This window comes from Micromonospora sp. DT44, assembly GCF_049841635.1.
Taxonomy (GTDB): Bacteria; Actinomycetota; Actinomycetes; order Mycobacteriales; family Micromonosporaceae; genus Micromonospora.
Genome location: NZ_JBNCKS010000009.1, coordinates 100,812 through 123,995 on the forward strand (window position 1 = coordinate 100,812; position 23,184 = coordinate 123,995).

The following is a 23,184-nucleotide window of genomic DNA, read 5'->3' on the forward strand; positions in this document are numbered from 1 at the left end:
TCGTGACGTCGAGACGGGTGGCTGTGCGGGTCAGACCGGGGTGACGCCGTGCCGCCGACGGGAGAAGGTGCGGTCCTTGGTACGCGCCGCCGCGAACCGGCGGACCAGCTCGTCCCGCAGGTCGTGCGGCTCGACGATGGCGTCCACCACCAGCTCGCTGGCGAGCCGGACAACGTCGATGTCCTGCTCGTACTCGGCCCGCTTGGCGGCCACGAAGGCGGCCCGCTCGTCCGCGTCCTCGATTGCCGCGATCTTGTTGGCGTAGACGGCGTTCACGGCGGCCTCGGCGCCCATCACCGCGATCTTGGCGCTGGGCAGCGCGATCGTCGCGTCCGGCTCGAACCCGGGCCCGGCCATCGCGTACAGGCCCGCGCCGTACGCCTTGCGGACGACCACGCAGATCTTCGGCACGGTCGCCTCGGAGATCGCGGTGATCATCTTGGCGCCGTGCCGGATGATGCCCTGCTTCTCCACCGCGCTGCCGACCATGAAGCCGGGAACGTCGCTGAGGAACAGCAGGGGCACGTTGAACGCGTCGCAGAGCTGCACGAACCGGGTGGCCTTGTCGGCCGAGTCGACGAAGAGCACCCCGCCCTTGAACATCGAGTTGTTGCCGACCACGCCGACGACCTGGCCGTCGAGGCGACCGAAGCCGATGGTCAGCTCCTTGGCCCACAGTGCCTGGATCTCGAAGAAGGAACCCTCGTCGAGCAGGCCCTTGACGTACCGCCGCATGTCGAACGCCTGCCGCTCGCTGGCCGGCACCAGCGCGGCGAGGTCGGCCTTCGCGGACGCGGCGACCGCCGGCGCGGCCGGCGGCGCCTGGGTCCAGTTCGCCGGCAGGTACGACAGGTAGGTCTTCACCACGTCGAGCGCGTCGGCCTCGGTCTTGCAGAGGAAGTGCCCGACGCCGGACTCGGTGGTGTGCACCTTGGCCCCGCCCATCGCCTCCAGGGTGGTCTTCTCGCCAGTGACCATCTCGACCATCCGGTCGGAGCCGAGATACATGCTGGCATTGCCGTCGACCAGCGCCACCACGTCGCAGAACGCCGGGATGTACGCCCCTCCGGCGGCGCTCGGGCCGAACAGCGCGCACACCTGCGGGATCGAGCCGGAGGCGCGGACCTGGTTCCAGAAGATCTTGCCGGCGCCGCGGCGGCCGGGGAAGAGGTCGACCTGATCGGTGATCCGGGCGCCGGCCGAGTCGACCAGGTAGACCATCGGGACGCCGGCCCCGTAGGCCCGCTCGATGATCCGGATGATCTTCTCGACGGTACGGGCGCCCCAACTGCCGGCCTTCACGGTGGAGTCGTTGGCCATCAGGCAGACCTGTCGGCCGTCGATCGTGGCGGTGCCGGTGACCACACCGTCGGCCGGCAGGCCGTCGGCGAGCGCGTTGGCGTAGAGGCCGTCCTCGACGAAGGAGCCCTCGTCGACGAGGAGCGCGACGCGTTCGCGGGCGAAGAGTTTGCCCTTGGCCTCGTTGGCCGCGTGGTACTTGTCCGCGCCGCCGGCCCGGGCCCGCTTGCGCAGTTGTTCCAGCGCCTCACCGTCGAGCGTCACGCCGACTCCCTCGCCCGTGTTGACCTGAACGATCGTTAGGCTATCGCATCCGCGCACCCTCCGGCGACCCATGCCGCACCGACGCTCCTTCGAACGAAACATTGAAATCTATGAATCTCTGTGGATAGGCTCCTGGCACCCCCTCTCGGATAGGAGTCAGCGATGACCTCACGACTCAGTCGGCTCGCCGTCGCGTTGGTCGCGACGGCAGGTGCCACGCTCGGCGTCACGGTCGCCAACCCCGCGCCCGCGTCCGCCGCGATGACCATCTGCTACAACACCAGCCAGGCAGGCGCCTACGCGGGCACCGCCAACCAGGCCGCCTCGATCTGGAACAACGCCACCGTCAACCTGACGCTCTCCGCGAACTGCGGCTCCAACCTGCGGATCTACCAGATCACCGGCGGCGGCTCGTACGCCGTGCGGACCAGCCTCGGCAACGGCCGGGTCTACATCGACACGCAGCAGGCGGCGCAGTACAGCCCGCTGCGGATCATGACCCACGAGATCGGGCACATCCTCGGCCTGCCGGACAACTACAACGGCAACTGCTCACTCCTGATGTCCGGCGGCAGCGCCGGCACCAGCTGCACCAACCCGTACCCGAGCACCGCCGAGGCGAACCGGGTCAGCAACCTGTTCGCCGGCACGTTCAGCGCGACCGACCGCAGCGCGGACATCTTCCGCGACAGCTGGCCGTCGGCGCTCACCACGGTGGGCTGACCGAACCCGCGCACCACGAAGGGGCCGGCAGCTCGCCGGCCCCTTCCGCGTGTCCTCAGCTCGGCATCGGCGTCAGTCGTGTACGCGGGCCCGCCCGCAGCACGCCGGACGGCAGCGTCTTGCCGAGCAGTTCCTCGGCCAACTCGGCCACCTCGATCAGGGCGTCCAGGTCGATGCCGGTGTCGACGCCCATGTCGTGCAGCATGTGCACCGCCTCCTCCGTCGCCAGGTTGCCACTCGCACCCGGCGCGTAAGGGCAGCCACCGAGACCGCCGACGCTCGCGTCGAACTCGATCACCCCCAGCTCCAGCGCGGTCAGCAGGTTGGCCAGCGCCGTACCCCGGGTGTTGTGGAAATGCAGCAGCACCGGCACGTGCGCGTTTCGGTCGCGTACCGCGGTCAGCAGCTCCCGGACCCGACGCGGCGTGCCCATGCCGGTCGTGTCGCCGAAAGCCACCCGGTCCGCGCCGTCGCGGACGACCCGGTCGACGATGCCGGCGACACGGCGCGGGTCGATGTCCCCCTCGTACGGGCACCCGAAGCTCGTCGCCACGATCACCTCGACCCGCGCGGAGGCCCCGTGCAGAAGGTCGATCAGCTCGGCGATGTCGTCCAGCGACTCATCGGTGGAACGGTTGACGTTGCGGCGGTTGTGCGTGTCGCTGGCCGACACCACCACCTCGATCTCGGTGAAGCCGGCGGCCAGGGCCCGCTGGGCACCTCGGGTGTTCGGCACCAGCGCCGAATACCGCACCCCGTCGACCTTCGCCGCCCGCCGCCACACCTCGTCGGCGTCGGCCATCTGCGGAATCGCCCTGGGGTGCACGAACGACACCGCCTCGATCCGGCGTACGCCGGTGGCGGAGAGCGCGTCGAGCAGCCGCACCTTGGCGTCGGCGGGGATGGGCTCCTCGTTCTGCAACCCGTCCCGGGGTCCGACTTCACGGATCGACACGGAGCTTGGCAGTTCCGCCATGGGGTCACCTCACTGTCTGCCCTGGTGGGGCAACGGTAGCGACATCGGCCCGGATAACCGCCAGCGTCGAGGACGGTACGGACACGGTGTGCGATGGCTCTCCGCCGAGGTGGGCCGTCCAGCCACCACCGGACCACCCTTCGGCGGATGAATCAGGCCAGAAGGATGCCATCACCGGCGGCGGCATGGAACTGCGGGCGGTCGGGTGGCTACGTTGGTGCCGGCGGGACGGCGGGGCCAGCCATCGGCTCGACCCCACCGTCTGGACGCCTCCGGTGGTCAGCGCTGCGACGGTCCTTCCAAGAGCTCCGCAGCGCATCGGAGTGCGGTCGAGAGGGCGCCGGCGCACGCGGCGGCGTCCTCCCGACCCACGCACAGGGCCAGCAGCGCAACGCCATCGGTGCCGAGCGACATCTTCCGCAGAGTTCGGACGATACGTCGTCCCGTGTTCGGCGGTCGAACCGAATTACCGTTCATCTGCCTTCCTCTCCAGCGTCAGTTGACAATTGTCGCGGGATTGTCGTTGCGTGGAACTTCCACGACTGATCTCGCGATCAACAAACAATGGGGTTGCCTCCCATCGACTACGACAACGACGCGATCCGACGGACCGAACGATCTTCTGACCGGGTTCTCGACCGGCCACCCCGGCCAAACCGACGGAGCAGCGGAAGTCCAACAAGGACCAAGCCGGAACGCCCCCACCACAAGGGCTCCGCCCCGGCCAGCGACCCGGCCAGAATCTGACTGGCGACACAGCCCGCAAGACCCGCGCTGTTGATCGGAGGCGGTACAAATACTGGTCCGAGTCATGTGAGCTCTTGGAAGGACCTACATGACCAGCCCATTGCAAGGACCGAGATGACCACCCGGGTGAAAGGAACAAGATGTTAAACGAAGCAGAGGAACACACCCGGAGACACCGACTCGTCTCACGATCGAAGCTCGAAGCGCAACACGCGCAGCGCTATCACAACCCCGCCGTCGCGACGTACGCACTGGCGGTCCGCGAGATCGTGGCGAACTGTTCCGAGATCGGCCCGATCGACACCTGGCGGAAGCTGGCCGACCTGGTCCACACGCCCCGAACCGACCCTGACCGCGCCAGTCGCAGCAGGAAACAACTCCGCCTGCGCAAGAAGCTGTCGCGGCACTTCACCGCCGAGAGCAAGGGCCCACCCTGGCAGACGGTGATGCTCGTGGTGAAGTACGCGCTGCCACCGGAGTTCCGACGGGAGCGGTTGGCCCAGTTCGCCGAGTTGTACGAGCTAGCCCGCGGCGAAAAACCGCCAAACGGCGTTCGGGACGACGAACATGCCGAGAACGGGGCGGGCGAGGATGTCGAGCAGCGCTTACGCCAGAGGATCGCGGCCTTGGAGCAGGAACGTCTGGACCTCAGGGTGGAGGTCAGCAAGCTGCGGGCCACCGCCGGCCTCGACACCACGTCGAACGATCTACCTCGACAACGCGATCCGTCGAGTGGCCCGTCCACCGGGGCGCTCAACGCCCGGCACTTCCGGGCCGGCGGCCCGGTACCGGGCAACCATCGTGCACGAAGGCTGGACACCGGCGGCCCCGGCCTGCCCGGGCAGAGCCGGGGAGGGCTACCCCGCCTGACTGACCAGCCCTGGCACGGAACCGACAACCCCGACAACCTGCCCAGGTTCCGCTGACAAGCCCTCGCCATCGGCGTCGATCAAGAGGTTTGCGTCAGAATTCCGGCCACGGACGACGCAAACCTCTTGATCAACCTCGACAGCTCAGCGGGCGGTCAGCGCATGCGGGAGACAATTCCTGTGTCGTAGGCGCCGGAGCGGAACTCCTCGTTGCCCAGCAGCTCGGCGAAGAACGGGACGTTGTTCTTCGGGCCCTCGATCTGGAACGCCGCGACCGCCGCCTCCGCCCGCTCCAACACCTCTGCGCGGGTCTCGCCGGTGACGATCAGCTTGGCCAGCAGGCTGTCGTAGAACGGCGTGACGGTGTTACCCCCGGTGTAGCCGGAGTCCACCCGGACACCCTCGCCGGTCGGCTCCACCCACGTCCGGATCACGCCGGGGCCGGGCAGGAAGCGCTTCGGGTCCTCGGCGTTGATCCGCATCTCGATGGCGTGGCCGCTCGGCGCGAGCGCTTCCGGGTCGAACGTCGGCGCCAGCCCGGATGCCACCCGCAACTGCTCCTCGACCAGGTCGATCCCGTAGACGTACTCGGTCACCGGGTGCTCCACCTGAAGACGCGTGTTCATCTCCAGGAAGAAGAAGTCGCCGGAGGTGGGGTCCAACAGGCATTCGACCGTGCCCGCGTTGCGGTAGCCGACCGCCTCGCCCGCCCGTACCGCCGCCGCCAGCAGGCGCGCTCGCAGTTGCGGCGAGACCGCCGGCGACGGGGATTCCTCGACGAGCTTCTGGTTGCGTCGCTGCACCGAGCACTCCCGCTCGCCGAGCGCCACCACCCGACCGTCGGCCAGGCCGAGGATCTGCACCTCGACGTGCCGCACCCGGGGGAAGTACCGCTCGATCAACACCGATCCGTCACCGAACATCCGCCCGGCGAAGGCGCGCACCTTGTCGTACTCGGTGCGCAACGCGGCCTCGTCGACGGCCACGCCCATGCCCATGCCGCCGCCACCGGCGGCGGCCTTGACCATCACCGGGTAGCCGATCTCGGCGGCGGCCGTCACGGCCGCGTCCAGGTCGGCGGCCGGATCGGTGGTGCCGGGCGCGACCGGCACGCCGGCCGCCGCCATCAGGTTCCGAGCATTGATCTTGTCGCCCATCGCGCTGATCGCGTCCGCGCCGGGTCCGACCCAGATCAGCCCGCTGGCCTCGACGGTACGAGCGAACTCCGCGTTCTCCGACAGGAAGCCGTAGCCGGGGTGGATGGCCTGCGCGCCGGTCGACTTGGCGGCGGCGAGGATCGCCTCGACGTTGCGGTAGCTCTGCGCCGGGTTCGGCGGGCCGATGAGGACCGCCTCGTCCGCCTCGGTGACGAACGGCAGGTCGGCGTCCGCCTCCGAGTACACCGCGATCGCGCGGATGCCGAGCCGCTTGGCGGTCCGGATGACCCGGCGGGCGATCTCGCCCCGATTGGCGACCAGCAGTGACTCGATCATGTTTCCTCCCGGCGTCCGGATGTTGGGACGATGTCAGGGAATCATGACCGGCGTACTTCTGACGAGTCGGATCAGGCGAGCAGCGCGGCCAGGGTCGCTCCACGCAACAGCTCGGCCCGACGCCGGCGGTCCACCTCGCCGCCGAGAAACGGAGTCGAGTTCATCAGGCCGAACGCGGCGTGCGCGAGCACCCGAGCCTCACCGTCGGGCATGCCCGGGTGCAGCGCCGTGAGCACCGTCACCCACTCCTCGACGTACATCCGTTGCAGCCGGCGGATCCGTCGCCGCGGCTCCTCCGGCAGACGGTCCAGCTCGTGCAGGTGCAGCGCGATCACGGCCGGGTTGGCCAGCGCGAACTCGACGTGGAAGTCGATCAGGGACTCCAGCACGCCGCGCGGGTCGTCCGGATGCCCGGCGGCGCGTTCCCGCCCGCCGGCCAGCAGCCCTTCGCTGACCGGGATCAGCGCCGCGGCCAGCATCGCCTCCTTGCCGGCGAAGTGGTGATAGAGCGCCGGACCGGTCACCCCGGCTGCCGCGCCGATGTCGTCCATCGACACGCCGTGATAGCCGCGGGCGGCGAACAGACCGACCGCGATCTCCAGGATCTCGTCCTTGCGGGACCGGCGCCGGCCCGTACCCGCCGCCCCCCGTGCCTGCTGCTCCACCGTCACCGGGCAAGCGTAGACCGCGAGCTGGACACGGTGGGGCGACGGATACCGATCGGTTCGTCGCTCGCGGCGGTCAGTCGTCCGGGTCGAGGTCGTGCTCCTGCCGCAGGGCGGCCGCCTCGGCGGGCCGGTCGAGCAGGTCCAACGCGCGGGCCAGCAACCACGCGGTCTGGCGGACCGGCCGTGATCCGGCCGGCAACCCACCGAGTACGCGACGCAACAGCGGCTCCGCCTCGACCGGCCGTTCCAGTCGGAGCAGCAGCTCCCCGACGAGGACCTCCACCTGGGCCGCCTCACCGAACGCCTCGATCGACCGCAGCCGGTCGGGCACCCCGGCGAGCCGTTCCAGCGCCTCGTCCGTCCGGCCCTCCCCGGTCAGCACCCGCGCGCCCGTCTCGGCCATCATCGCCAGCTCGTACGTCACCGGTGGCGGCGGCTCCGGCTGCCCGGCCAACACCGCCGCCAACCCGTCCGCCAGTTCGACGACACGGACCGCCTCCGGCAGGTTGTCGGACCAGAACCAGGCGTACGCCTCCCGACGGCGGGCGCGCAGCTCGTCCAGCGGCAGATCGGCGAGCCGGTACGCCGTGGCGGCGGCGGCGAACCGCTCGGCGGCCGCCGCGTCCCGGTCGGCGTCGTACAGGATCCCGCCGGCCTCCTCGAGCACCTGGGCCCGGAGGTGCAGGTTGTCCGGGCCGTCCAGGTTGACGGACAACTGCTCCAGCAGAGCCAAGGCGGGGTCGATCTCGCCGAGCCCGGCGTACACGCCGGCCAGCAGGTGCCGGCAGCGGTCGGCCTCCGCCTGGGCGCCCAGGCGGTCCAGGCCGAGCACGGCCTCCTCGGCGACCTCGGCCGCCTCGGCGAGCCGACCCACCACCCGGTACGCGTTCGCCAGCTCCCAGCGCAGGAACGCGTCCCCCTCGGCGCCACGCTCCACGCAGAGCGTCACCGCCTCGACGAGGTCGTCCACCGCGTCGGCGGCCCGGCCGGCGGAGAGCAGTGCCCGCGCGCGGGCGACCCGTACGGGCAGCTCCGCGTCCGCCGGCGCCACGCGCAGCGCCTCGTCGCAGGCGGCCACCGCCTCCGCCGGATCGTTGACGGTCCGGGCGCAGGTCAGGCAGGCGGCCGTGATCAGCTCGCCGACGCCCAGCTCACGGGCCATCCGGCGGGCCTGGACGGCGGCGGCACGGGCCTCGTCGACGCGGTCGGACTGCTCCAGCAGATGTGCCCGGTGCACCGCGATCCGGGCCGCCAGGTGCTCGTCGCCACCGGCGTCGGCAGGTATCCGGGAAAGGGCCGCCAGGGCGTCCGCCCAGCGTTGCCGGTGCAGCAGCGCCAACGCCAGCCGGTCGTAACCGGCGGCGCGCTGCCGGGGGTCACCGAGTCGATCCAGCGCCTCGGCGGCCTCCCGGACCAGCGTCAGCCCCTCCTCGGCGTGCTCGTCGGCGCGGGTCAGCAGCACACCCAGCCGCCCCGCGACCACCTGGGCGGGCAGCTCCTCGCCCGCTGAGCGGTACAGGTCCAACGCCGCCCGGTTCAGCTCGACCGCACCCTCGACGTCGTCCTCGTCGCCCCGCTCGGCCGCCCGGAGCGCCAGTCGGTGCGCGACCGTACGCGGTGGCAGGTCGGCGGCGTCGAACCGGTCGTCGTACGCGGCCAGCGCCGCCCGGAAGGTGGCCCGGTCGTGCTGGCCCCAGCTCTCCTCGGCGACGGTCAGCAGCTCGTCGGCGTCGGCGGGCAGAGCCACGGTGGACACCTCGACCGGCGCCCGCCCGGGCCGTTCGGACGCGGGCGCTGCCCCGCCGGCCGGCGCGCCCCCACCGGTTCGGGCCGGACGGCGACGAACGCTCGCGGACAGCGGCAGGTGCTCACCACTCGGTCGTACGGCGAGCCGACGGGCGATCCACTCCGACTGGTGGGTGGTGCCGTTGCGGGCGTCGAAGCGGGCGGCCAGCTCGGTCGCCCGGTCGGCCAGCTCGTCGGCCAGCGCCGACGCCGGCACCTCGGCCGCCGGCCGCCCCTCGGCAGCCCGGCGGTACACGCTGGCCACGCCGGCCTGGCGCAGCGCGGCGGCGGCGGTCGCCGCGAAGTGCATGGCGGCGGCCGGCGACGGCGGTCGGTCCAGCCAGTCCAGGTGCCGCCCGACCAGCTCGACCGCCCGCGCCTCGTTGCCGGTGAGCGTGCAGAACTCGACGTGGTCGCCGATGTCCCACAGGTCGGCGAGGCTGCCGCGCAGCTTGCGGTACGCCTCCCGGTGCGCGTCGCGCGCCGACTCACCCCGACCGGTACGCAGGTACGGCAGCAGAAGCGCCGTGAGGATCGCCTGCGGCTGCTCGGTGCACGTGAGCCGACCGGCGAGCACCGGCTCGGCGAGGGCCACCGCCTCGGCGTCCCGACCGGTGTCGGCGAGGTAGCCCACCTGGCTCGTCGGGTCACAACCCGCACAGTCGGACAGTTCGTCACGGGGCGTCGTCTGCCACAGCCGGTACCAGTGCGCGGCCGCCTCGGCGTCACCCACGTGGTCGGCGACCCGGAACCGGTGCTTGTGGACGGTCTGCAAGCTGTGCCCGCCGGCCCGGTAGTGCCGCTCCATGTCGTCGAGCACGGCGTACGTGCGGTCCAGTGGCACCTCGGGGAACTCCAGCAGACCCGACACCATGTACTTGAAGTGCCACAGCAACTGGTGCAGGTGCTGCTGGTGGTAGGGCTGCGGGTCACGGTCGAACTCGGACAGGCACCAGGAGAACGTGACGAACGACTTCGCCGGCTCGCCTCCGTAGACGTACCCGGTCGTCGCCTGCATCCGGGTCACATAGGCGAGGTGCCGGTCGTCGGTGGCGTCCACCCGGCGCAGCAACTGCTCCAGCGCGGCGATCTGCCCCGCCCCGTACGGCATGTCGGCGATGCCGCGCAGCACCCGCCACAGGTCCTCGTCGCTCATGCCTGCTCCCGTCCCGGTACGGCCCGGCCGAGCAGGCCGAGGAAGGCGTCGTTCAGCAGGGCGGCGTCGGCCGCGCGGACCGGGTGGTGCCCGAGCAGCAGCGCCTGCCCGTACAGCGCTTCGACGGCGAGCCCGACCAGGTCCGGGTCGCCCAGCATCGTGACCCGCCGCACCAGCGGGTTGCGGTGGTTGAGCACCAGTTGCGGGCGGTCCGGTGGGGCGGTGGCGGCGAGCGCGTCGAGCACCCCACCCCACAGCTCGTCAGCCCGGTCACGGCTGGCGGCGAGCTGGTCGTTGAACGCCGCCGACCGGCTCACCAGGTAGAGCGCGGGCAGCGAGACCGGGTCGTACGCCCGGATGACCACCTCGCAACCGGAACGCTCGACGGCCCGCTGCGCGGCGGTGAGGAACGGCCGCAGCGCCAGTTCCACGGACGGGTCGAGGGCCTCGAACCGGGTGGTGAGGTCACTCGGCTCGAGCCGTTCGATCAGCACCGAGCGGTCCACCGCCGGCAGCCGCTCGATCAGCTCGGTGTCGTACGTGTAACCAGCGTTGACGACGGCCAGGTCCTGCGCGGCGGCCACGGCGGCGAGCTGGCGGAACTCGTCGAGGCTGGCCGCGTAGCGGACCACCCCGTGGCGTTCCCGGAACTCGGCGAGGGTGAGCGTGCCGACGTTTGTGTCCATCGGCCACCACCTGTCGACCAGCCGGAGCATGTCGTCGTCGTGCAGGGCCAGCGCCTTCACGCCGAGGTGGTGCACCTGGAGGAACTGGGCCAACCGGTGCGGGTCGTGTCGCGCCAGCCGGACCAGCCAGCCGCGTACCTGGTCGCCGAGCGCCTCCCGAGTGGCGGTCAGCAGGGTGTCCTCGTACAGGGCCTCCCGGCTGGCCGTCGGACGCAACTCGGTCGCGTCGACGACGCAGTGCGCGAAGAACGCCCAGTCCGGCAGCAGGCCGTCAGCGTTCTCGGTGAGCAGCATCCGCTTGAGGTAGACGCGGTGCCCGGCACGGGCCGCCGGGTTCACCGGGGTCGGCAGGATGACGGCGACACCGGTCAGCCCGGCCTCGGGGACGCTCAGCGGCAGCACGTCGAACGGGTCCACCCCGAGCGTCTCGCGGGCGTACGCGATCAGCGCCGCCCGATCGACCGGCGTGCCCGGCGTCGTCGGCCAGGGCGGTTCACCGACGGTGGTGACCACGTCGCCGACCCGGACGGTGACCGGCAGCAACGCGCCGAAGAGCCGCGCCAGGTCGACGACGGTCGGCGTGCCGAACCACTGGTCGGCATCACGGCGGGGCACCAGCGTCACCGTGGTGCCCACCTCGGCGCGGGCCTCCTCCGGTGGCGCGACGGTCACCGCGTACCGGCCGTCGGCGTACCCGGTCCACCGGACGGTGGGATTGTCGCCGTGGCGGGTGAGCACCTGGATCTCGTCGGCCACCAGGAAGCAGGAGAGCAGGCCGATGCCGAACTGGCCGAGGAACTCGTGCCGGGAGAAACCCAGCTCGTCACGCTTGGAGCTGCGGCCGATGGTCGCCAGCAGCTCGTGTACCTGCGCCTCGGTCAGGCCCACGCCGGTGTCGTGCACCCGGAGGGTGCCGTCCCCGGTGATCTCCGGGGGTTCGATCCGGACCAGCGCCGGAGCATCCGGCTCGGTGGTACGCCGGGCGGTGATCGCGTCCACGGCGTTCTGGAGCAGCTCTCGGACGTAGACCCGAGGGCTGCCGTAGAGGTGATGGCTGAGCAGGTCGACCACGCCACGCAGGTCGACCTGGAAGGTGTGGTCCACGCCTGTGCTCTCCCCGGTCCCGATGCCGGCGCTCACCGTACCCAAGATCACCGGCGGTCCGCGTCCCCCTTTCGCCCGGCGGCTTGACCCTCGACCCGGTCGAACCGGCACGGTCGGCGGCATGACCTCCTCCGTTCTGGGCCGGGATTTCCGGCTGCTCTGGTCCGCCGCCGTGGCGTCCCGCTTCGGGGACGCGCTGCGGACGCCGGCGCTGGCGCTGCTGGCGGCCACGCTCACCCGCGACCCCCGGATCATCGCCGCGGTCACCGTGGCCGCGCAGGTGCCGCCGCTGCTCTTCGGCCTGCTCGGCGGGGTGTACGCGGACCGCTGGGACCGCCGCCGGACGATGGCCGGCATCGACGGGGTACGCGCCGCAGTGGTGGCGGCGGTGGCCGTGGCGGTGGCCTTCGACCGGGCCGGCATCGGGCTCCTGCTGGTAGCGGCGTTCCTGCTCGCCGCGCTGGGAACACTCTTCGACGCCGCCTCTTTCGCGATGCTCCCGGCCCTGGTGCCGCCGGCCGCGCTGCCCCGGGCGAACGGCCGCCTCCAGGCGGGTTCGGCGGTGGCGGGGGGTTTCCTCGGCGCTCCCGCCGCCGGTGTCCTGTTCGCCGCCGCTCCCGCACTCCCGTTCGCTCTCGACGCCGTCACCTTCGCGGTGGCCGCCGTGCTCGTGCTCACCCTCACCGCTCCGGCCGCCGTACCCGCCAAGCCGGCGACCAGGCGCGCGTCGGTGTGGGGCGACGTCGTCGAGGGAGTGCGGTGGCTGCGCGCGCACCGGACCATGTGGCGGGTCACCCTGCTCGCCGCGGCGAGCAACCTGGCGATCTCCGGCCTCATGGCGGTGCTGGTGCTCTACGCGCTGGACGTGCTGCGGATACCGCCGGCCGGGTACGGGTTGTTCGCCGCGTCGGTGATCCTCGGCGGGGTCGCCGGGGCGCTGGCATCGGACCGGCTCGCCGCCCGGCTCGGCACCGTACCCGCGCTGGGTGCGGTTCTCGCCACGCAGACCGTGGCGCTGACCGGCTTCGCGCTGGCCCGGCATCCGGTGCCGGGCGCGTTCGCGCTTGCCGTCTTCGCCGCTGGGACGGTGGTGTGGAACAGCCTGTGGGCGTCGTACGGTCAGCGGGAGGTGCCGTCGAGGCTGCTCGGTCGGGTCGGCGCCGCCCAGCGGATGGTCGGTCTGCTCACCGCGCCGGTCGGCGCGGTGCTCGCCGGGCTGGTCGCCGCCGCCCACGGGACGGTCCCGGTGGTGGGCGCGGCGGCGGGCATGTTTGCGCTGGTGACGGTGGTGGCGTGGCGGATCCTGCGACCGGCCGGAAAATCGGTCCAACCTTTTCCGCCCTCCCGTGCGTCTGTCGGGTGACGCGCACCGCGGGCGGCCGGAAGGGGTGCGGATGGGATCGACGGCGGACGACGGCCGCGACGGCTACCTCGCCTTCGTGGAGAGCAACCAGCACCGGCTCCTGCGCGCGGCCTTCCTGATCTGTGGCAACCGGCACCAGGCCGAGGATCTTCTCCAGGACGCCCTGATGAAGCTGGCGCTGCGCTGGACCTCGGTCCGCGACGGCGATCCCGCCGCGTACGTGCGGGCCATCCTCTACCGGGACGCGGTGTCCTGGTGGCGACGTCGCCGCCGGGAGTGGCTCAGCGCCACGCCGCCGGACCGGGCCGCGCCGGACCGGGACGGCGCGCTGCGGCTGACCCTGCACGACGCGCTGGGGACGCTGCCGCCGCGGCAGCGGGCCGTGCTGGTGCTGCGTTACTACGAGGACCTGACCGAGGTCGCCACGGCGGAGGCGCTCGGGGTGACCGTCGGCACCGTGAAGAGCCAGTGCCACCTGGCGCTGCGCCGGCTCCGGGAGGTTGCTCCCGACCTCACCGGGATGGACCGACCGGGTCGGGGCGCCAACGGTGTGGAGGTGAACCAGTGAACGAGCAGGACCTGCGTGACCTGTTCACCGTCACCGTGCAGGACGTGCTGCCCAGCACACCGGCATCGAACGGCTGGGATCGGGCGCGGCGCACCCGACGTACCCGACGGGCCGTCGGCGCGGTCGTCGTGGCCGTGGCGTTGGCCGGTGGCGCGGCGGTCGCCCTGCGACCGTCCCCCGATCCGCGCCTCGCCCATCCGGTGGCGCCGACCGTCGCGCCCACCCACGCCGACTCCGTGCAGCGCCCGCCCGCCAAGCTGACCTACCCACCCGATCCGCTGAGCCGGATCAGCGGCCCGCCGACCGTTGCGCTGTCCGCGCGACCGGTCCAGCGGGCACTGGCGCTGTTCCAGCCACTGAGCGAGGAGGGTCAACCGGACGGTGTGATCCGGATCCTCGGCGACGACGGCGTGGTCCGCGGTCTGGACGTGGTGACGCCGGCACCCACCTGGGACGAGAGCGGCAACGAGGCGACGGCGGTCAAGCCGGGAGTCCTGTCGCCGGACGGCCGGTGGGCGGCGTTCGCGCAGACCAACGAGCTGATCATGGTCGACCTCACCACGGCGGGCGTACGTCGCATCCCACTCGACGGCTACCTGGAGTTGGTGGTGTGGGCGCACGATCGGGTGCTGGTCGGCGGCGACGACCGGACGTACGTGGTGCAGCGGGACACCGAGGCGGCCAGCACCACCGACCTGTCGGCCTGGAATGTGGTCACGCCCGATCCGGAGGCCGGTCGCGGGGCGGCGCTGCTCGAATTGGTCGGCGAGCGCGGTGGCCTGAAGCTCCAGAGCCGGACGGCCTTCGACAGCCCCGTCCGCTCCGAACAGCGGATCACCTTTGACGCGCTGCCGCCGCCCTATCAGGTGAACGAGTTCTACGGCCGGGGTTGGCTGCACGGGGGCCGGTTGGCCAGCGCCGCCTGGATCGTCAACGCCCAGATCAGCGGCGCGGAGGGGGTGGCCGTGCTGGACTCCCGCACCGGCTCGGTGACCCACCTGCTCGACCTCGGGCGGGACCGCGCCAAGGGCTGCTGCCCGGTGCTGGGCTGGGACAACAAGGGGGCGGTGCTGCTGCGCCTGGAACCGGCCGCCCTGGCGCGCTGGGATCCGGAGACCGGCGCGATCACCGGAATCATCGCCGACCTGCGGGGCGTGCTGGCGCTGGCGGGCTGAGGGGCGGCGTGCTGGTACTGGCCGGCTGAGGGGCGGGGGCGTGCTCAGCCGGCCGAGCCCGCGTCTCAGGCGGCGATGCCGCCGGGCTGGTCGCCCTTCACCACAGGCGCCCGGACCAGGTTGCCCCACTCCGTCCACGAGCCGTCGTAGTTGCGCACCTGCGGGTAGCCGAGCAGGTGCCGCAGCACGAACCAGGTGTGGCTGGACCGCTCGCCGATCCGGCAGTACGCGATCACGTCGTCGTCCGGGCTGAGCCCGAGCTGGTCGGCGTAGATCGCCTTCAGCTCGTCGGCGGACTTGAACGTCCCGTCCTCGTTCGCGGCGGACTTCCACGGCTTGTTGACCGCGCCCGGGATGTGCCCGCCCCGCAGCGCGCCCTCCTGCGGGTAGTCCGGCATGTGCAGCATTTCGCCGGTGTACTCGCCCGGGGACCGGACGTCGACCAGCGGCCGACCCACCGCGATGTGGGCCATCACCTGCTCGCGGAACGCGCGCAGCGGCGCGTCGTCCCGCAGCGGCACCGGGTAGTCGGCGCGGGGCCGGGCCGGCTTGTCGCGGGTCAGCTCGCGCCCCTCGGCGACCCACTTCTGCCGGCCGCCGTCGAGCAGCCGCACGTCGGCGTGGCCGAAGAGCGAGAAGACCCAGAGGGCGTACGCGGCCCACCAGTTGAAGTTGTCGCCGTAGAAGACGACGGTGTCGCCCCGACCGATGCCCTTCGCGGCGCACATCTCGGCGAAGCTGGTCGCGTCGAGGTAGTCCCGGGTGACCTGGTCGTTCAGGTCGAGGTGCCAGTCGACCTTGACGGCGCCGGGGATGTGACCGGCTTCGTAGAGCAGGACGTCCTCGTCGGACTCGATCACGACGAGGCCCTCGTCGCCCAGGTGCTCGGCCAACCAGTCGGTGGTGACCAGCCGCCGCGGGTCGGCGTACGACTGGAGGCGGGGATCAGGATCGTTCGGCACAGACATGAGCCCCAAGGTACGCCGCGACACCGCTGGGCGGCCCGCCATCGGGAATCGGGGGGTCACAGGTGTCGCAGCTAACGCCGCCGGCCCATCCGAGGACGACACGTTCAGGCGCGTCGGTGCACGATCCGGCCGGCGACCACGGTCGCGAGGCAGGTGCCGTCGACGTCGTGCACTGCCAGGTCGGCCCGGTCGCCGGTAGGAAGGGTCGGCATCACGGGTCCCGTCAGCACCTGCAGGTTTACTCGCCCGGCGGCGGCCCGCAGCGCCGGGTCGGTCAGGTGTTCCGCCAGTACCGCCGTGACTCCGCGTCGCAGCAGCGCGTGCACCCGCTCGCGTGGGGTGGGTGCGGCGGGCAGCGGACCGTCGTGCAGCAGGCCGGGCCCCAGCGTGCCCGCCCAGCGGCGGACCCGCACCCCCGCGTACGCCTCGATCAGCTCGGCCAGCGGACCGACCGCCTCGATGCGGTCGCCGACGACCAGCACGGCGTGCTCCGGCACCGGCTCGCCGTCCCGTTCGCGGCGCAGCAGCGGCGCGGTGTGCAACGTACGCACAGTTCAGTCGACGATCGGCCCGAGCAGCGGGCGCTTCGCGGTCACCGTGTCACCGGACGACCGGCCGGTGAGCCGCCGTTTGATCCACGGGGCCAGGTACTGCCCGGCCCAGCGCAGGTCGGACGCACGCGCGGCGAGCCACGGCGACGGCGCCGGGTGCGGCGGGACCAGCAGCCACTCCTCGTCACAGCCCACGCCGAGCGCGTTCAACACCTGCCCGGCGACCCGTCGGTGACCGGCCGGCGAGAGGTGCAGTCGGTCGGTGCTCCAGAGCATCGGGTTGAGGAACGTGTCGTCGGCGTACAGGTCGACGAGGATCGCGCCGTGCCGAGCGGCGGTCTCGCCGACCGCCTGGTTGAGCAGTTCCACCCGGGGAGCGACGAGACGCTGACCGGGCAGGCGTGCCATCACGTCCGCGAATCGGAAGAGCAGCACGTCGGCGCCGCCGGAGCGGAGCTGCCGAACGACCTCGTCGAAGCGGGAGACCAACGTCTCCGGGTCGAAGGTGCGGCGCAGCACGTCGTTGCCGCCGGCCGCGAAGCTGATCAGGTCGGGCTTCATCGCCACCGCGGAGGGCACCTGCTCGGCGACCACGCTCGGGAAGAGCCGGCCCCGGATGGCCAGGTTCGCGTACCGGAAGTCGGGGCCCGCCTCAACGGCGAGCCGGGTCGCCACCAGGTCGGCCCAACCCCGGAAGGTGCCATCCGGGTACGCGTCGTCCATACCTTCGGTGAAACTGTCCCCGACCGCGACATAACTGCGCCAGCGCACCCGCGCCCCCTCACGCCACCCGTTGCCTGCGGCGACCAGTCTTTCACCGCAGGCGTGTCGTCCGGTGCCCCGATCGGCCGACGTGGCGGAGGTCATGCGCACATCTTGATCGAGCGCCTTGATCGACACGAGTTCGCCGATATCGCGGTATCCCGGTCGTGTTGACACCGCAACTTCGGTGAACTCGTGTCGATCATCCGCAACGTCGGCCGGCGACGTCACTGACCTGGCGCGTTCTCCTTGACGTACACGCCGGCGCCGGGCAGTGACTCCGTGAGGCCCTGCATCTTCAGGATGAGGAAGACCCGGTCCGCGACGAAGCTGGAAACCTCGTACTGCTCACACAACTCGGCACGGCTGGGCAGTCGCGAGCCGGGTGGGAACTCCCCGGACTTAATCCGCTTGATCAAATCTTCGGCAACGCGCTGGTAGGCGTACTGCGGCGGCACTGGCGGTTCCCCTATCGATCGGCACCTCCCACTTAATCACCCATGGCGAGTGCTTGACTAGCAATGGTTAGCCATGGCAGGTTTCCCGTAGCGCCCCTATCGGTCGGCAACTGACGGGGTGCCGGATAGCGGTCCGGTCACCAGATCTGGGATCGGTGGCCGGACCTGCCCATCGTGCGGGAGGTGCCGTGATCGAGCGTGAACTGCCTCGTTCAGAGTGGGTGCCGACGCTGGCCAAGCAGATCATCCGGCGGCACTGGATTCTGGGGTCCTGCGAGCGGTGTCAGGGCCGGGTTGGAACGTGCGGAGCGCTGACCTGGGCCCGGGAGCGCATGACGACGTACCGCCACACCGGCAATCGGACGACCGACTAGCCCTCACGGACACAGTCGCAAATCCGGCTGATGGCGGAGTGTCGTGGTTCGCCAGCAGGCCCCACAATGGAGGACCGGTCATCGGGCCGTGCAGCGGGAGGGCCTAGTTGAGTCAGGCAAGCGAGCCGAGCCCCGCCGGTCCGGCACCGGCGGCGGACACACCGTCGCGCACCACACGGACCCGTCAGATCCGACTCGTGGGGCTCGTGGTCGCGCTGGCCGTCCTGGCAGCTGCCCTCGTCCCGATCGTCCTCGCCATGGGTCCGCCGACTCGGGACGAGCTGCTGGAGGACGCTCAGCTCAAGGGCAAGCAGCAGCTCATCATCGGAGTGAAGGACGACCAGCCGGGCATCTCACAGCGCCTTCCGAACAACGTCTGGAAGGGCTTCGACGTCGACATCGCGTACATGATCGCGAGCTATCTCGGGTTCGACCACTCGCAGGTGCGTTTCGTGCCGATCGAGAGTGAGGACCGGGCCCGTCGGCAGGCCCAGGACGGCGAGGGTTTCGTCACCGTCGACCTGGTCATCGCCTCGTACAGCATCAACGACAAGCGCCGGGAGGAGGGCGCGGTCTTCTCGGCCGCGTACCTGCACACCGAGCAGTCGGTGGTGACGTTGAAGGACTTCAAGGGCCAGGTGAGCAGCCTGGAGGATCTGCGTGGGCTGACGGTCTGCTCGCTGACGACCTCGACGTCCATCCAGCGCCTCGCCGAGGCCGGCGCCACCCCGGTGGGCCGGAACCGGATCAGCGAGTGCATCCAGGAGATGTACGACGGCAAGGTGCAGGCCGTCACCACCGACGCGGCGATCCTCGCCGGCTTCGTCACCGGCGACCGGCCGGGCGACGACGGTCAGCGGTTCACCGGGACCCTGAAGAACGTCAAACCGCTGCGGCACTGGGACATCGGCTCGTCGCCGCGGGAGCGGTGGGGCGTCAACACCGGCCCCAACAAGGCCCTGCTCGACCTGGTCGACCTGGCTCTCTACGAGTCGGCCAAGGACGAGGAGAACTCGGCCTGGGAGAACGCGTTCAACGCCAACCTCCGTTGGCAGCAGGGGTACAACCTCCCGCAGCCGGTCGCGGAGCAGCAGCAACCCGATCCGAGGAAGGTGGAGGTGCGACAGTGGCCGTGGGAGAGGATCGCCCTGCCGCCCCCGGCGCACCCCGGGTCGTCACCGGTTCACACTGGGCCGTTCGCCCGCGTCGGATGGCGGGGGCGCGGCAGGCGCAACAGTGGCTGCTGACCCTCCTACCCACCTTCCCCGTCCTCCTGCTGGTGCTACGGCTCTGGCAGCTCAGCCAGCAGGACATGTCCACGATGCTGCTGCTGGTCCAGTACGTCAGCCCGCTCGGCCTGCTGAGCGCCCTCCTGATCGCCCTGGTGTGGGCGTTCCCCGTCGTCGTGCTCACCTTCGGCGTACTCGGTCGACTGCTCCGGCTCAGCGCTCCTGACCGGTTCGACCCGGAACGCTCACTGTTGGCCTCCGGAACGGCACGTACCCCCGGGTGGGTGATCAGCGCGGCCGTCGCGCTGGCGGCGCTCACCTGGCAGCTCCGCTTCCTGCCGTCGCTGCTGATGCTCGGCCTCTGGCTGTTGGCACTGCGCACCCGCTACCTGCACCCGGATCAGCCGACCCGCATCCTGTTCGTCAGCGTGGCCCTGCCGTTGGCGGCGGCGGTCCTGGCGTACAGCGTGCTCGGCCCGGCGATCTGGACGGCGTACCGGGAGGGCGAGCTGGCCACCGCCGCCCTGCTGGCGGTGCCGCCCGCCGCGACCCTGCTGCTTACCGGCCCGATCCCCGGGTGGATCGCCCCCACGCTGACGCACGGCCTGGCGTTCACGGTCGCGGCCGTGCTCCCCGTGGTGATGGGCGCGGTGTTCCTCCGGGTGCCGCTGCTGCCCATCGCCGCCGTCGAGGTGGTCCCGAAGAAACCGGCCGCGACGGCCCCGGAAGTCCCGGCGTCGACAGCCCCGGGTGGCCCGGCCTCGCGGTCGTTGGAAAGCACGACCTCAGCGGCCCCGGGCGCCCCCGGGAACGGCGGTACGGCAACCCCGGACGGTCCCCCGTCCGCCGCCGACGGCCGGCAGGTGGTGCTCGGCGCGCTCATCACAGTGACCGACACGTCGACGATCGTGCTGGATCGGACCGCCACCGTACGGTTCCTGCCGAACGGGTGGGTCGAGTCGCAGGTTCTCTGCCCACAGCCGGCGGCGGTTCCGTACAGCCTGGTGTCGGTGCGTGGCTGGCCGGTGGAGGAGACCGCCCTGGACTGGATGATGCCCCGCCGGCCGGTGGCCGACCCGGACGTCCGCTGCGAGGGCCGCCTCCCCGGCGCGAGGTGACCGGACGGAGGGACCAGCCACCCCCTACGTGGCCGGTCCCTCGTCGTAGCCGGTGGAGCGGCCACCGGGGATGCTTCAGCCGAGAAGACCGCCCCACGGCTGGCCGGCGGGCACCGCCGCGTCGGCCAGCACCCGGCCGTTGGAGGCGTACCGGACCAGGCGGTAAGCCGGCGCGTCGTCGCCCGGCGTCGCGGTGTTTACCTGAGCCACCAGGGTTCCATCGGCGCCGAAGACGACGTCGACCGTTGCCCCGTGGCCGGTCGGCTTGCGCCAGGCCGTCTTGAGGGGTGCCAGCTCGATGACCGCCCCGCTCGCGACTTCGACCCGGTAGGTGCGGAACTCCCAGGTGCATCCGCACTCACCCGCGTTGGGCACGTGGGTGCTGAGCACCGCCGTCCGGCCGTCCGCGGAGATCCCGGCCACCCGGTCGATGACGCGGTCGGCGGGGATGCGGGGACTGATGGTGCGCCGGGTACCTCGCCCGTTCGCGATGCTCACCGTCCGCTTGGCGACCTGAGCCCACCATCCGTTGTCCACGGTCGGGCAGTCTGACTGGTGGTTGGCAAGGACCCTACGGCCGGTACCGTCAGCATTGATGTCTACCAATGTCCAGTCTCTCTCTCGACCTATGCTGAACAGCACACGCTCGGAATCGAGCCAGCTCGGCGTGCAGGTCCACCCGCTCTGCGTCCCGACGACGTGCTGCTGCGTGCCGTCGAAGGCGCTGATGACCAGTCGGCCGGCGGACGGCTCCAACCAAGCGATTCGCTGGCCGTTCGGGGAGACGACGATCGGGCCGTCGGCGGTGCCGCTGCGCGGCCGACCCGTTCGCACCACCTGCCAGGTCCCACCCGAGGTACGCCGCCAGATCCGGGCCGGGTCGTTCTGCCTCTGGCCGAACTCCTGGTCTGCGTACCAGGTCAGCTGCGGCCACTGCGTCGACCCGGTGTCCGGGCGGGCCGGAACGACGGGCGGTGCGGCGGCGCTCGCGCCCCGCACGGAGCCACCCGCACCGGCGGCAGAGGTGTCGCCCGTCGCGGTGACAGCGTTGCCGGGCGCGGTGACAGCGTTGCCGGGCGCGGTGACAGCGTTGCCGGGCGCGGTGACCGCCGTACGGGTTCCGGCGGGGACATCCGTGGCATCCGGGCCGGCGGTGCCGCAGGCCGCGGCGCCGAACGCCAGGAACAGCAGAGCGGCGGTACCGACGATCACGCTAGAGCGGTGGGCCGGGGCGGCGGGGCGGGTGAACGGGCCGAGGTTCATCGTTTGCATCCTCTGCGGAGTGTGGTCGGGTTCGATACCACCCAAGACGAGCCCTTGGCGCTGGCGAGTTGCCGTTCTCGGGCGTCGCTATCCGACAGTCGAATCCCTTGGCACCGGCAACCATTTCCGCGGTTCACGGACGGTGATCAACGCCCGCCAAACGATCCGGGTGGGGACAGCGAAAGGGCGGGCCACCCGAGGTGACCCACCCAGTTCCGGTGCTGCTCGTCAGTCCACGACGGCGATTATGTGAGTGCCCTTCAGGCTGGCCGGCTCGGCGGTCTCGGAAATCTTCTTGCCGTCTTCGTCCACCAACAGCACGGCGTATCCACTACCGGCTCGGACCCGCACGATCATCGAACCGTCGGCCCGGAAGTACACCTGCCGCGGCTTTCGGCCCTCCAGAGGCAGTCGGATCTCCTCGCCCGTTCGGGTATCGCGCACCACGCCGACGTCGGGACCGGTCCCGTCCTCGCTGCCGGGGTCGGGTTGGTACAGGGCGATGCGATCGCCATTCGGAGAAAGGCTGGCGACGTCCCCATTCCGCCAGGTGCCCCTCGGGCCCAGCCCTGGCATGTCACGCTTCCGGTTGCCGCTGCTGTCGAACAGCGTCACACCACCATCGATGTTGATCATCGCGATGACCTCGCCGTCAGAAGACCAACGAGCATCACATCCCGCACGCTCGTTGGCCCACCAGCGCACGGTCTTCTTCGCTGAGTGCGTGTCCAGCACCCCGACCCGGCCAGGCCCAACCGCCGGATCCCACTCGCGGAACAGCAGGTACCGCCCATCCGGCGACCAGGCCGGGTTGACGCAGGTCTGCTCGACCTCTTTGCGCATCTGCTGCCGGTCCGAGCCGTCGACGTTAGCCGTGTAGAGGTTGGTGCCGCCGTCTGCGTCGATCTGCACCCAGGCAACCCGATGTCCGTCCGGCGAAATGCTCGCGCGGATCAGTGCAGTAGGTTCCGGCAAAGCCGCCAGTTGCACCACCCTGTCCCCAGGGCTCCAGGACCGTAGATTCGCGTTCCTGGCATCGACCCCCGAGGCGGGGCCGTAGAAGAGCTTGCCGAACTGCACGGCCGGGGTGTTCGTGCCGGACCCGCTGCTGGGCGGGGCACCGGGGGCGTCGGCGCTGGTGGAGGGCGTCGGGGTGAGCGACAGGGTCGGCGTCGGGGTCGCCGTGACCGACGGGGTGTCGGCGGGCAGCGGGTTCGGGGACTGGTTCGGCCGGATGGCGAACGCCGTGCCGGTCGCCGCCGCGATCAACACCAGGGCGGCGGCGGAGGTGGCAACCGCGCGCTGGATGCCGAGCCGGCGGGAGGCGCGCAGCGTACGGTCCCGCAGGTCGACCGAGGTGACCTCGTCGGCCAGGGCGGCCAGATCGAGCCGGAGGCGCTGGTCGTTCATCGGTTGCTTCCTTCCAGGACGTACAGCTCGGCGAGCTCGGGCGCCACGGCGCGCAACCTGGCCAGCGACTTGGCCGTCTGGCTCTTCACGGTAGTCAAGGGCCGAAAGAGGCCAGAGACTATACGCGGCAGGGAGGGCGCTTCGCCTTCGCTCTGACATCGTTCGATACGGTTCG

The 23,184-nt window shown here is 71.3% G+C and carries 19 protein-coding genes and 1 pseudogene; 7 read left to right on the forward strand and 13 right to left on the reverse strand.

Annotation, left to right across the window (positions count from 1 at the left end; all coding sequences use genetic code 11):
* Positions 1-30: 30 nt before the first annotated feature.
* Positions 31-1,563, reverse strand: a complete 1,533-nt coding sequence (locus ACLQ25_RS07640; protein ID WP_425730182.1) for an acyl-CoA carboxylase subunit beta — start codon at positions 1,561-1,563, stop codon at positions 31-33.
* A 162-nt stretch (positions 1,564-1,725) separates the two neighbouring features.
* On the opposite strand from ACLQ25_RS07640, the gene ACLQ25_RS07645 reads away from it, so the two are divergent.
* Entirely contained in the window at positions 1,726-2,286 is a 561-nt protein-coding gene (locus tag ACLQ25_RS07645; RefSeq protein WP_425730183.1) for a snapalysin family zinc-dependent metalloprotease, read from the forward strand.
* A 55-nt stretch (positions 2,287-2,341) separates the two neighbouring features.
* On the opposite strand, the gene ACLQ25_RS07650 is transcribed toward ACLQ25_RS07645, so the two are convergent.
* Positions 2,342-3,262, reverse strand: a complete 921-nt coding sequence (locus tag ACLQ25_RS07650; RefSeq protein WP_425730184.1) for a hydroxymethylglutaryl-CoA lyase — start codon at positions 3,260-3,262, stop codon at positions 2,342-2,344.
* Between the two features lie 887 nt (positions 3,263-4,149).
* On the opposite strand from ACLQ25_RS07650, the gene ACLQ25_RS07655 reads away from it, so the two are divergent.
* Positions 4,150-4,935 carry a hypothetical protein gene (locus ACLQ25_RS07655; protein ID WP_425730185.1) on the forward strand — a complete coding sequence of 262 codons (786 nt, stop codon included), beginning with the start codon at positions 4,150-4,152 and terminating at the stop codon, positions 4,933-4,935.
* A gap of 98 nt (positions 4,936-5,033) precedes the next feature.
* On the opposite strand, the gene ACLQ25_RS07660 is transcribed toward ACLQ25_RS07655, so the two are convergent.
* The 4 genes from ACLQ25_RS07660 to ACLQ25_RS07675 all read right to left on the reverse strand — a co-directional run bounded on the left by ACLQ25_RS07660 (position 5,034) and on the right by ACLQ25_RS07675 (position 11,770).
* A complete protein-coding gene (locus ACLQ25_RS07660; RefSeq protein ID WP_425730186.1) occupies positions 5,034-6,371 on the reverse strand; it encodes an acetyl-CoA carboxylase biotin carboxylase subunit in 1,338 nt (445 codons plus the stop codon).
* Between the two features lie 71 nt (positions 6,372-6,442).
* Positions 6,443-7,042, reverse strand: a complete 600-nt coding sequence (locus ACLQ25_RS07665; RefSeq protein ID WP_355048539.1) for a TetR/AcrR family transcriptional regulator — start codon at positions 7,040-7,042, stop codon at positions 6,443-6,445.
* A 70-nt stretch (positions 7,043-7,112) separates the two neighbouring features.
* On the reverse strand, positions 7,113-9,980 hold the full coding sequence (locus tag ACLQ25_RS07670; RefSeq protein WP_425730187.1) for a hypothetical protein: 2,868 nt from the start codon (positions 9,978-9,980) through the stop codon (positions 7,113-7,115).
* Positions 9,977-11,770 carry an HSP90 family protein gene (locus tag ACLQ25_RS07675; RefSeq protein ID WP_425730216.1) on the reverse strand — a complete coding sequence of 598 codons (1,794 nt, stop codon included), beginning with the start codon at positions 11,768-11,770 and terminating at the stop codon, positions 9,977-9,979. Before ACLQ25_RS07675 ends, ACLQ25_RS07670 begins: the two co-directional genes overlap by 4 nt.
* Before the next feature lie 121 nt (positions 11,771-11,891).
* Here ACLQ25_RS07675 and ACLQ25_RS07680 point away from each other — a divergent pair, with 121 nt between their 5' ends.
* The 3 genes from ACLQ25_RS07680 to ACLQ25_RS07690 are packed head-to-tail and all read left to right on the forward strand — an operon-like array spanning position 11,892 to position 14,876.
* Positions 11,892-13,133: an MFS transporter gene (locus tag ACLQ25_RS07680; RefSeq protein ID WP_425730188.1), complete on the forward strand. Its 1,242-nt coding sequence runs from the start codon at positions 11,892-11,894 to the stop codon at positions 13,131-13,133.
* Between the two features lie 31 nt (positions 13,134-13,164).
* Entirely contained in the window at positions 13,165-13,701 is a 537-nt protein-coding gene (locus tag ACLQ25_RS07685; protein ID WP_425730189.1) for a SigE family RNA polymerase sigma factor, read from the forward strand.
* Positions 13,698-14,876 (forward strand): hypothetical protein, encoded by a 1,179-nt coding sequence (locus tag ACLQ25_RS07690; protein WP_425730190.1) that lies wholly within the window; start codon positions 13,698-13,700, stop codon positions 14,874-14,876. Before ACLQ25_RS07685 ends, ACLQ25_RS07690 begins: the two co-directional genes overlap by 4 nt.
* Before the next feature lie 65 nt (positions 14,877-14,941).
* Here the strand turns inward: ACLQ25_RS07690 and ACLQ25_RS07695 are convergent, their stop codons facing one another.
* From ACLQ25_RS07695 to ACLQ25_RS07710, 4 genes are all read right to left on the reverse strand, one after another.
* Entirely contained in the window at positions 14,942-15,844 is a 903-nt protein-coding gene (locus ACLQ25_RS07695) for a sulfurtransferase (protein ID WP_425730191.1), read from the reverse strand.
* Positions 15,845-15,948: 104 nt separating this feature from the next.
* Positions 15,949-16,395 carry an imidazolonepropionase-like domain-containing protein gene (locus tag ACLQ25_RS07700; protein ID WP_425730192.1) on the reverse strand — a complete coding sequence of 149 codons (447 nt, stop codon included), beginning with the start codon at positions 16,393-16,395 and terminating at the stop codon, positions 15,949-15,951.
* A gap of 3 nt (positions 16,396-16,398) precedes the next feature.
* Positions 16,399-17,166, reverse strand: a complete 768-nt coding sequence (locus ACLQ25_RS07705; protein WP_425730217.1) for an SGNH/GDSL hydrolase family protein — start codon at positions 17,164-17,166, stop codon at positions 16,399-16,401.
* Positions 17,167-17,384: 218 nt separating this feature from the next.
* The gene (locus ACLQ25_RS07710; protein WP_425730193.1) at positions 17,385-17,615 is read right to left on the reverse strand and encodes a winged helix-turn-helix domain-containing protein; all 231 of its coding nucleotides are present in this window, start codon (positions 17,613-17,615) and stop codon (positions 17,385-17,387) included.
* A 571-nt stretch (positions 17,616-18,186) separates the two neighbouring features.
* On the opposite strand from ACLQ25_RS07710, the gene ACLQ25_RS07715 reads away from it, so the two are divergent.
* Together ACLQ25_RS07715 and ACLQ25_RS07720 are read left to right on the forward strand one after the other, a co-directional pair.
* Entirely contained in the window at positions 18,187-19,236 is a 1,050-nt protein-coding gene (locus tag ACLQ25_RS07715) for a transporter substrate-binding domain-containing protein (protein ID WP_425730194.1), read from the forward strand.
* Positions 19,200-20,336, forward strand: a complete 1,137-nt coding sequence (locus ACLQ25_RS07720; protein ID WP_425730195.1) for a hypothetical protein — start codon at positions 19,200-19,202, stop codon at positions 20,334-20,336. Before ACLQ25_RS07715 ends, ACLQ25_RS07720 begins: the two co-directional genes overlap by 37 nt.
* A gap of 75 nt (positions 20,337-20,411) precedes the next feature.
* Here ACLQ25_RS07720 and ACLQ25_RS07725 read toward each other — a convergent pair whose 3' ends face one another.
* From ACLQ25_RS07725 to ACLQ25_RS07735, 3 genes and pseudogenes are all read right to left on the reverse strand, one after another.
* Positions 20,412-21,599: a hypothetical protein gene (locus tag ACLQ25_RS07725; protein ID WP_425730196.1), complete on the reverse strand. Its 1,188-nt coding sequence runs from the start codon at positions 21,597-21,599 to the stop codon at positions 20,412-20,414.
* A 228-nt stretch (positions 21,600-21,827) separates the two neighbouring features.
* A complete protein-coding gene (locus ACLQ25_RS07730) occupies positions 21,828-23,009 on the reverse strand; it encodes a hypothetical protein (RefSeq protein WP_425730197.1) in 1,182 nt (393 codons plus the stop codon).
* A pseudogene (locus ACLQ25_RS07735) lies at positions 23,006-23,101 on the reverse strand (SigE family RNA polymerase sigma factor); the annotation flags it as partial. The pseudogene ACLQ25_RS07735 and the gene ACLQ25_RS07730, both read right to left, overlap by 4 nt.
* Between the last annotated feature and the right edge of the window lie 83 nt (positions 23,102-23,184).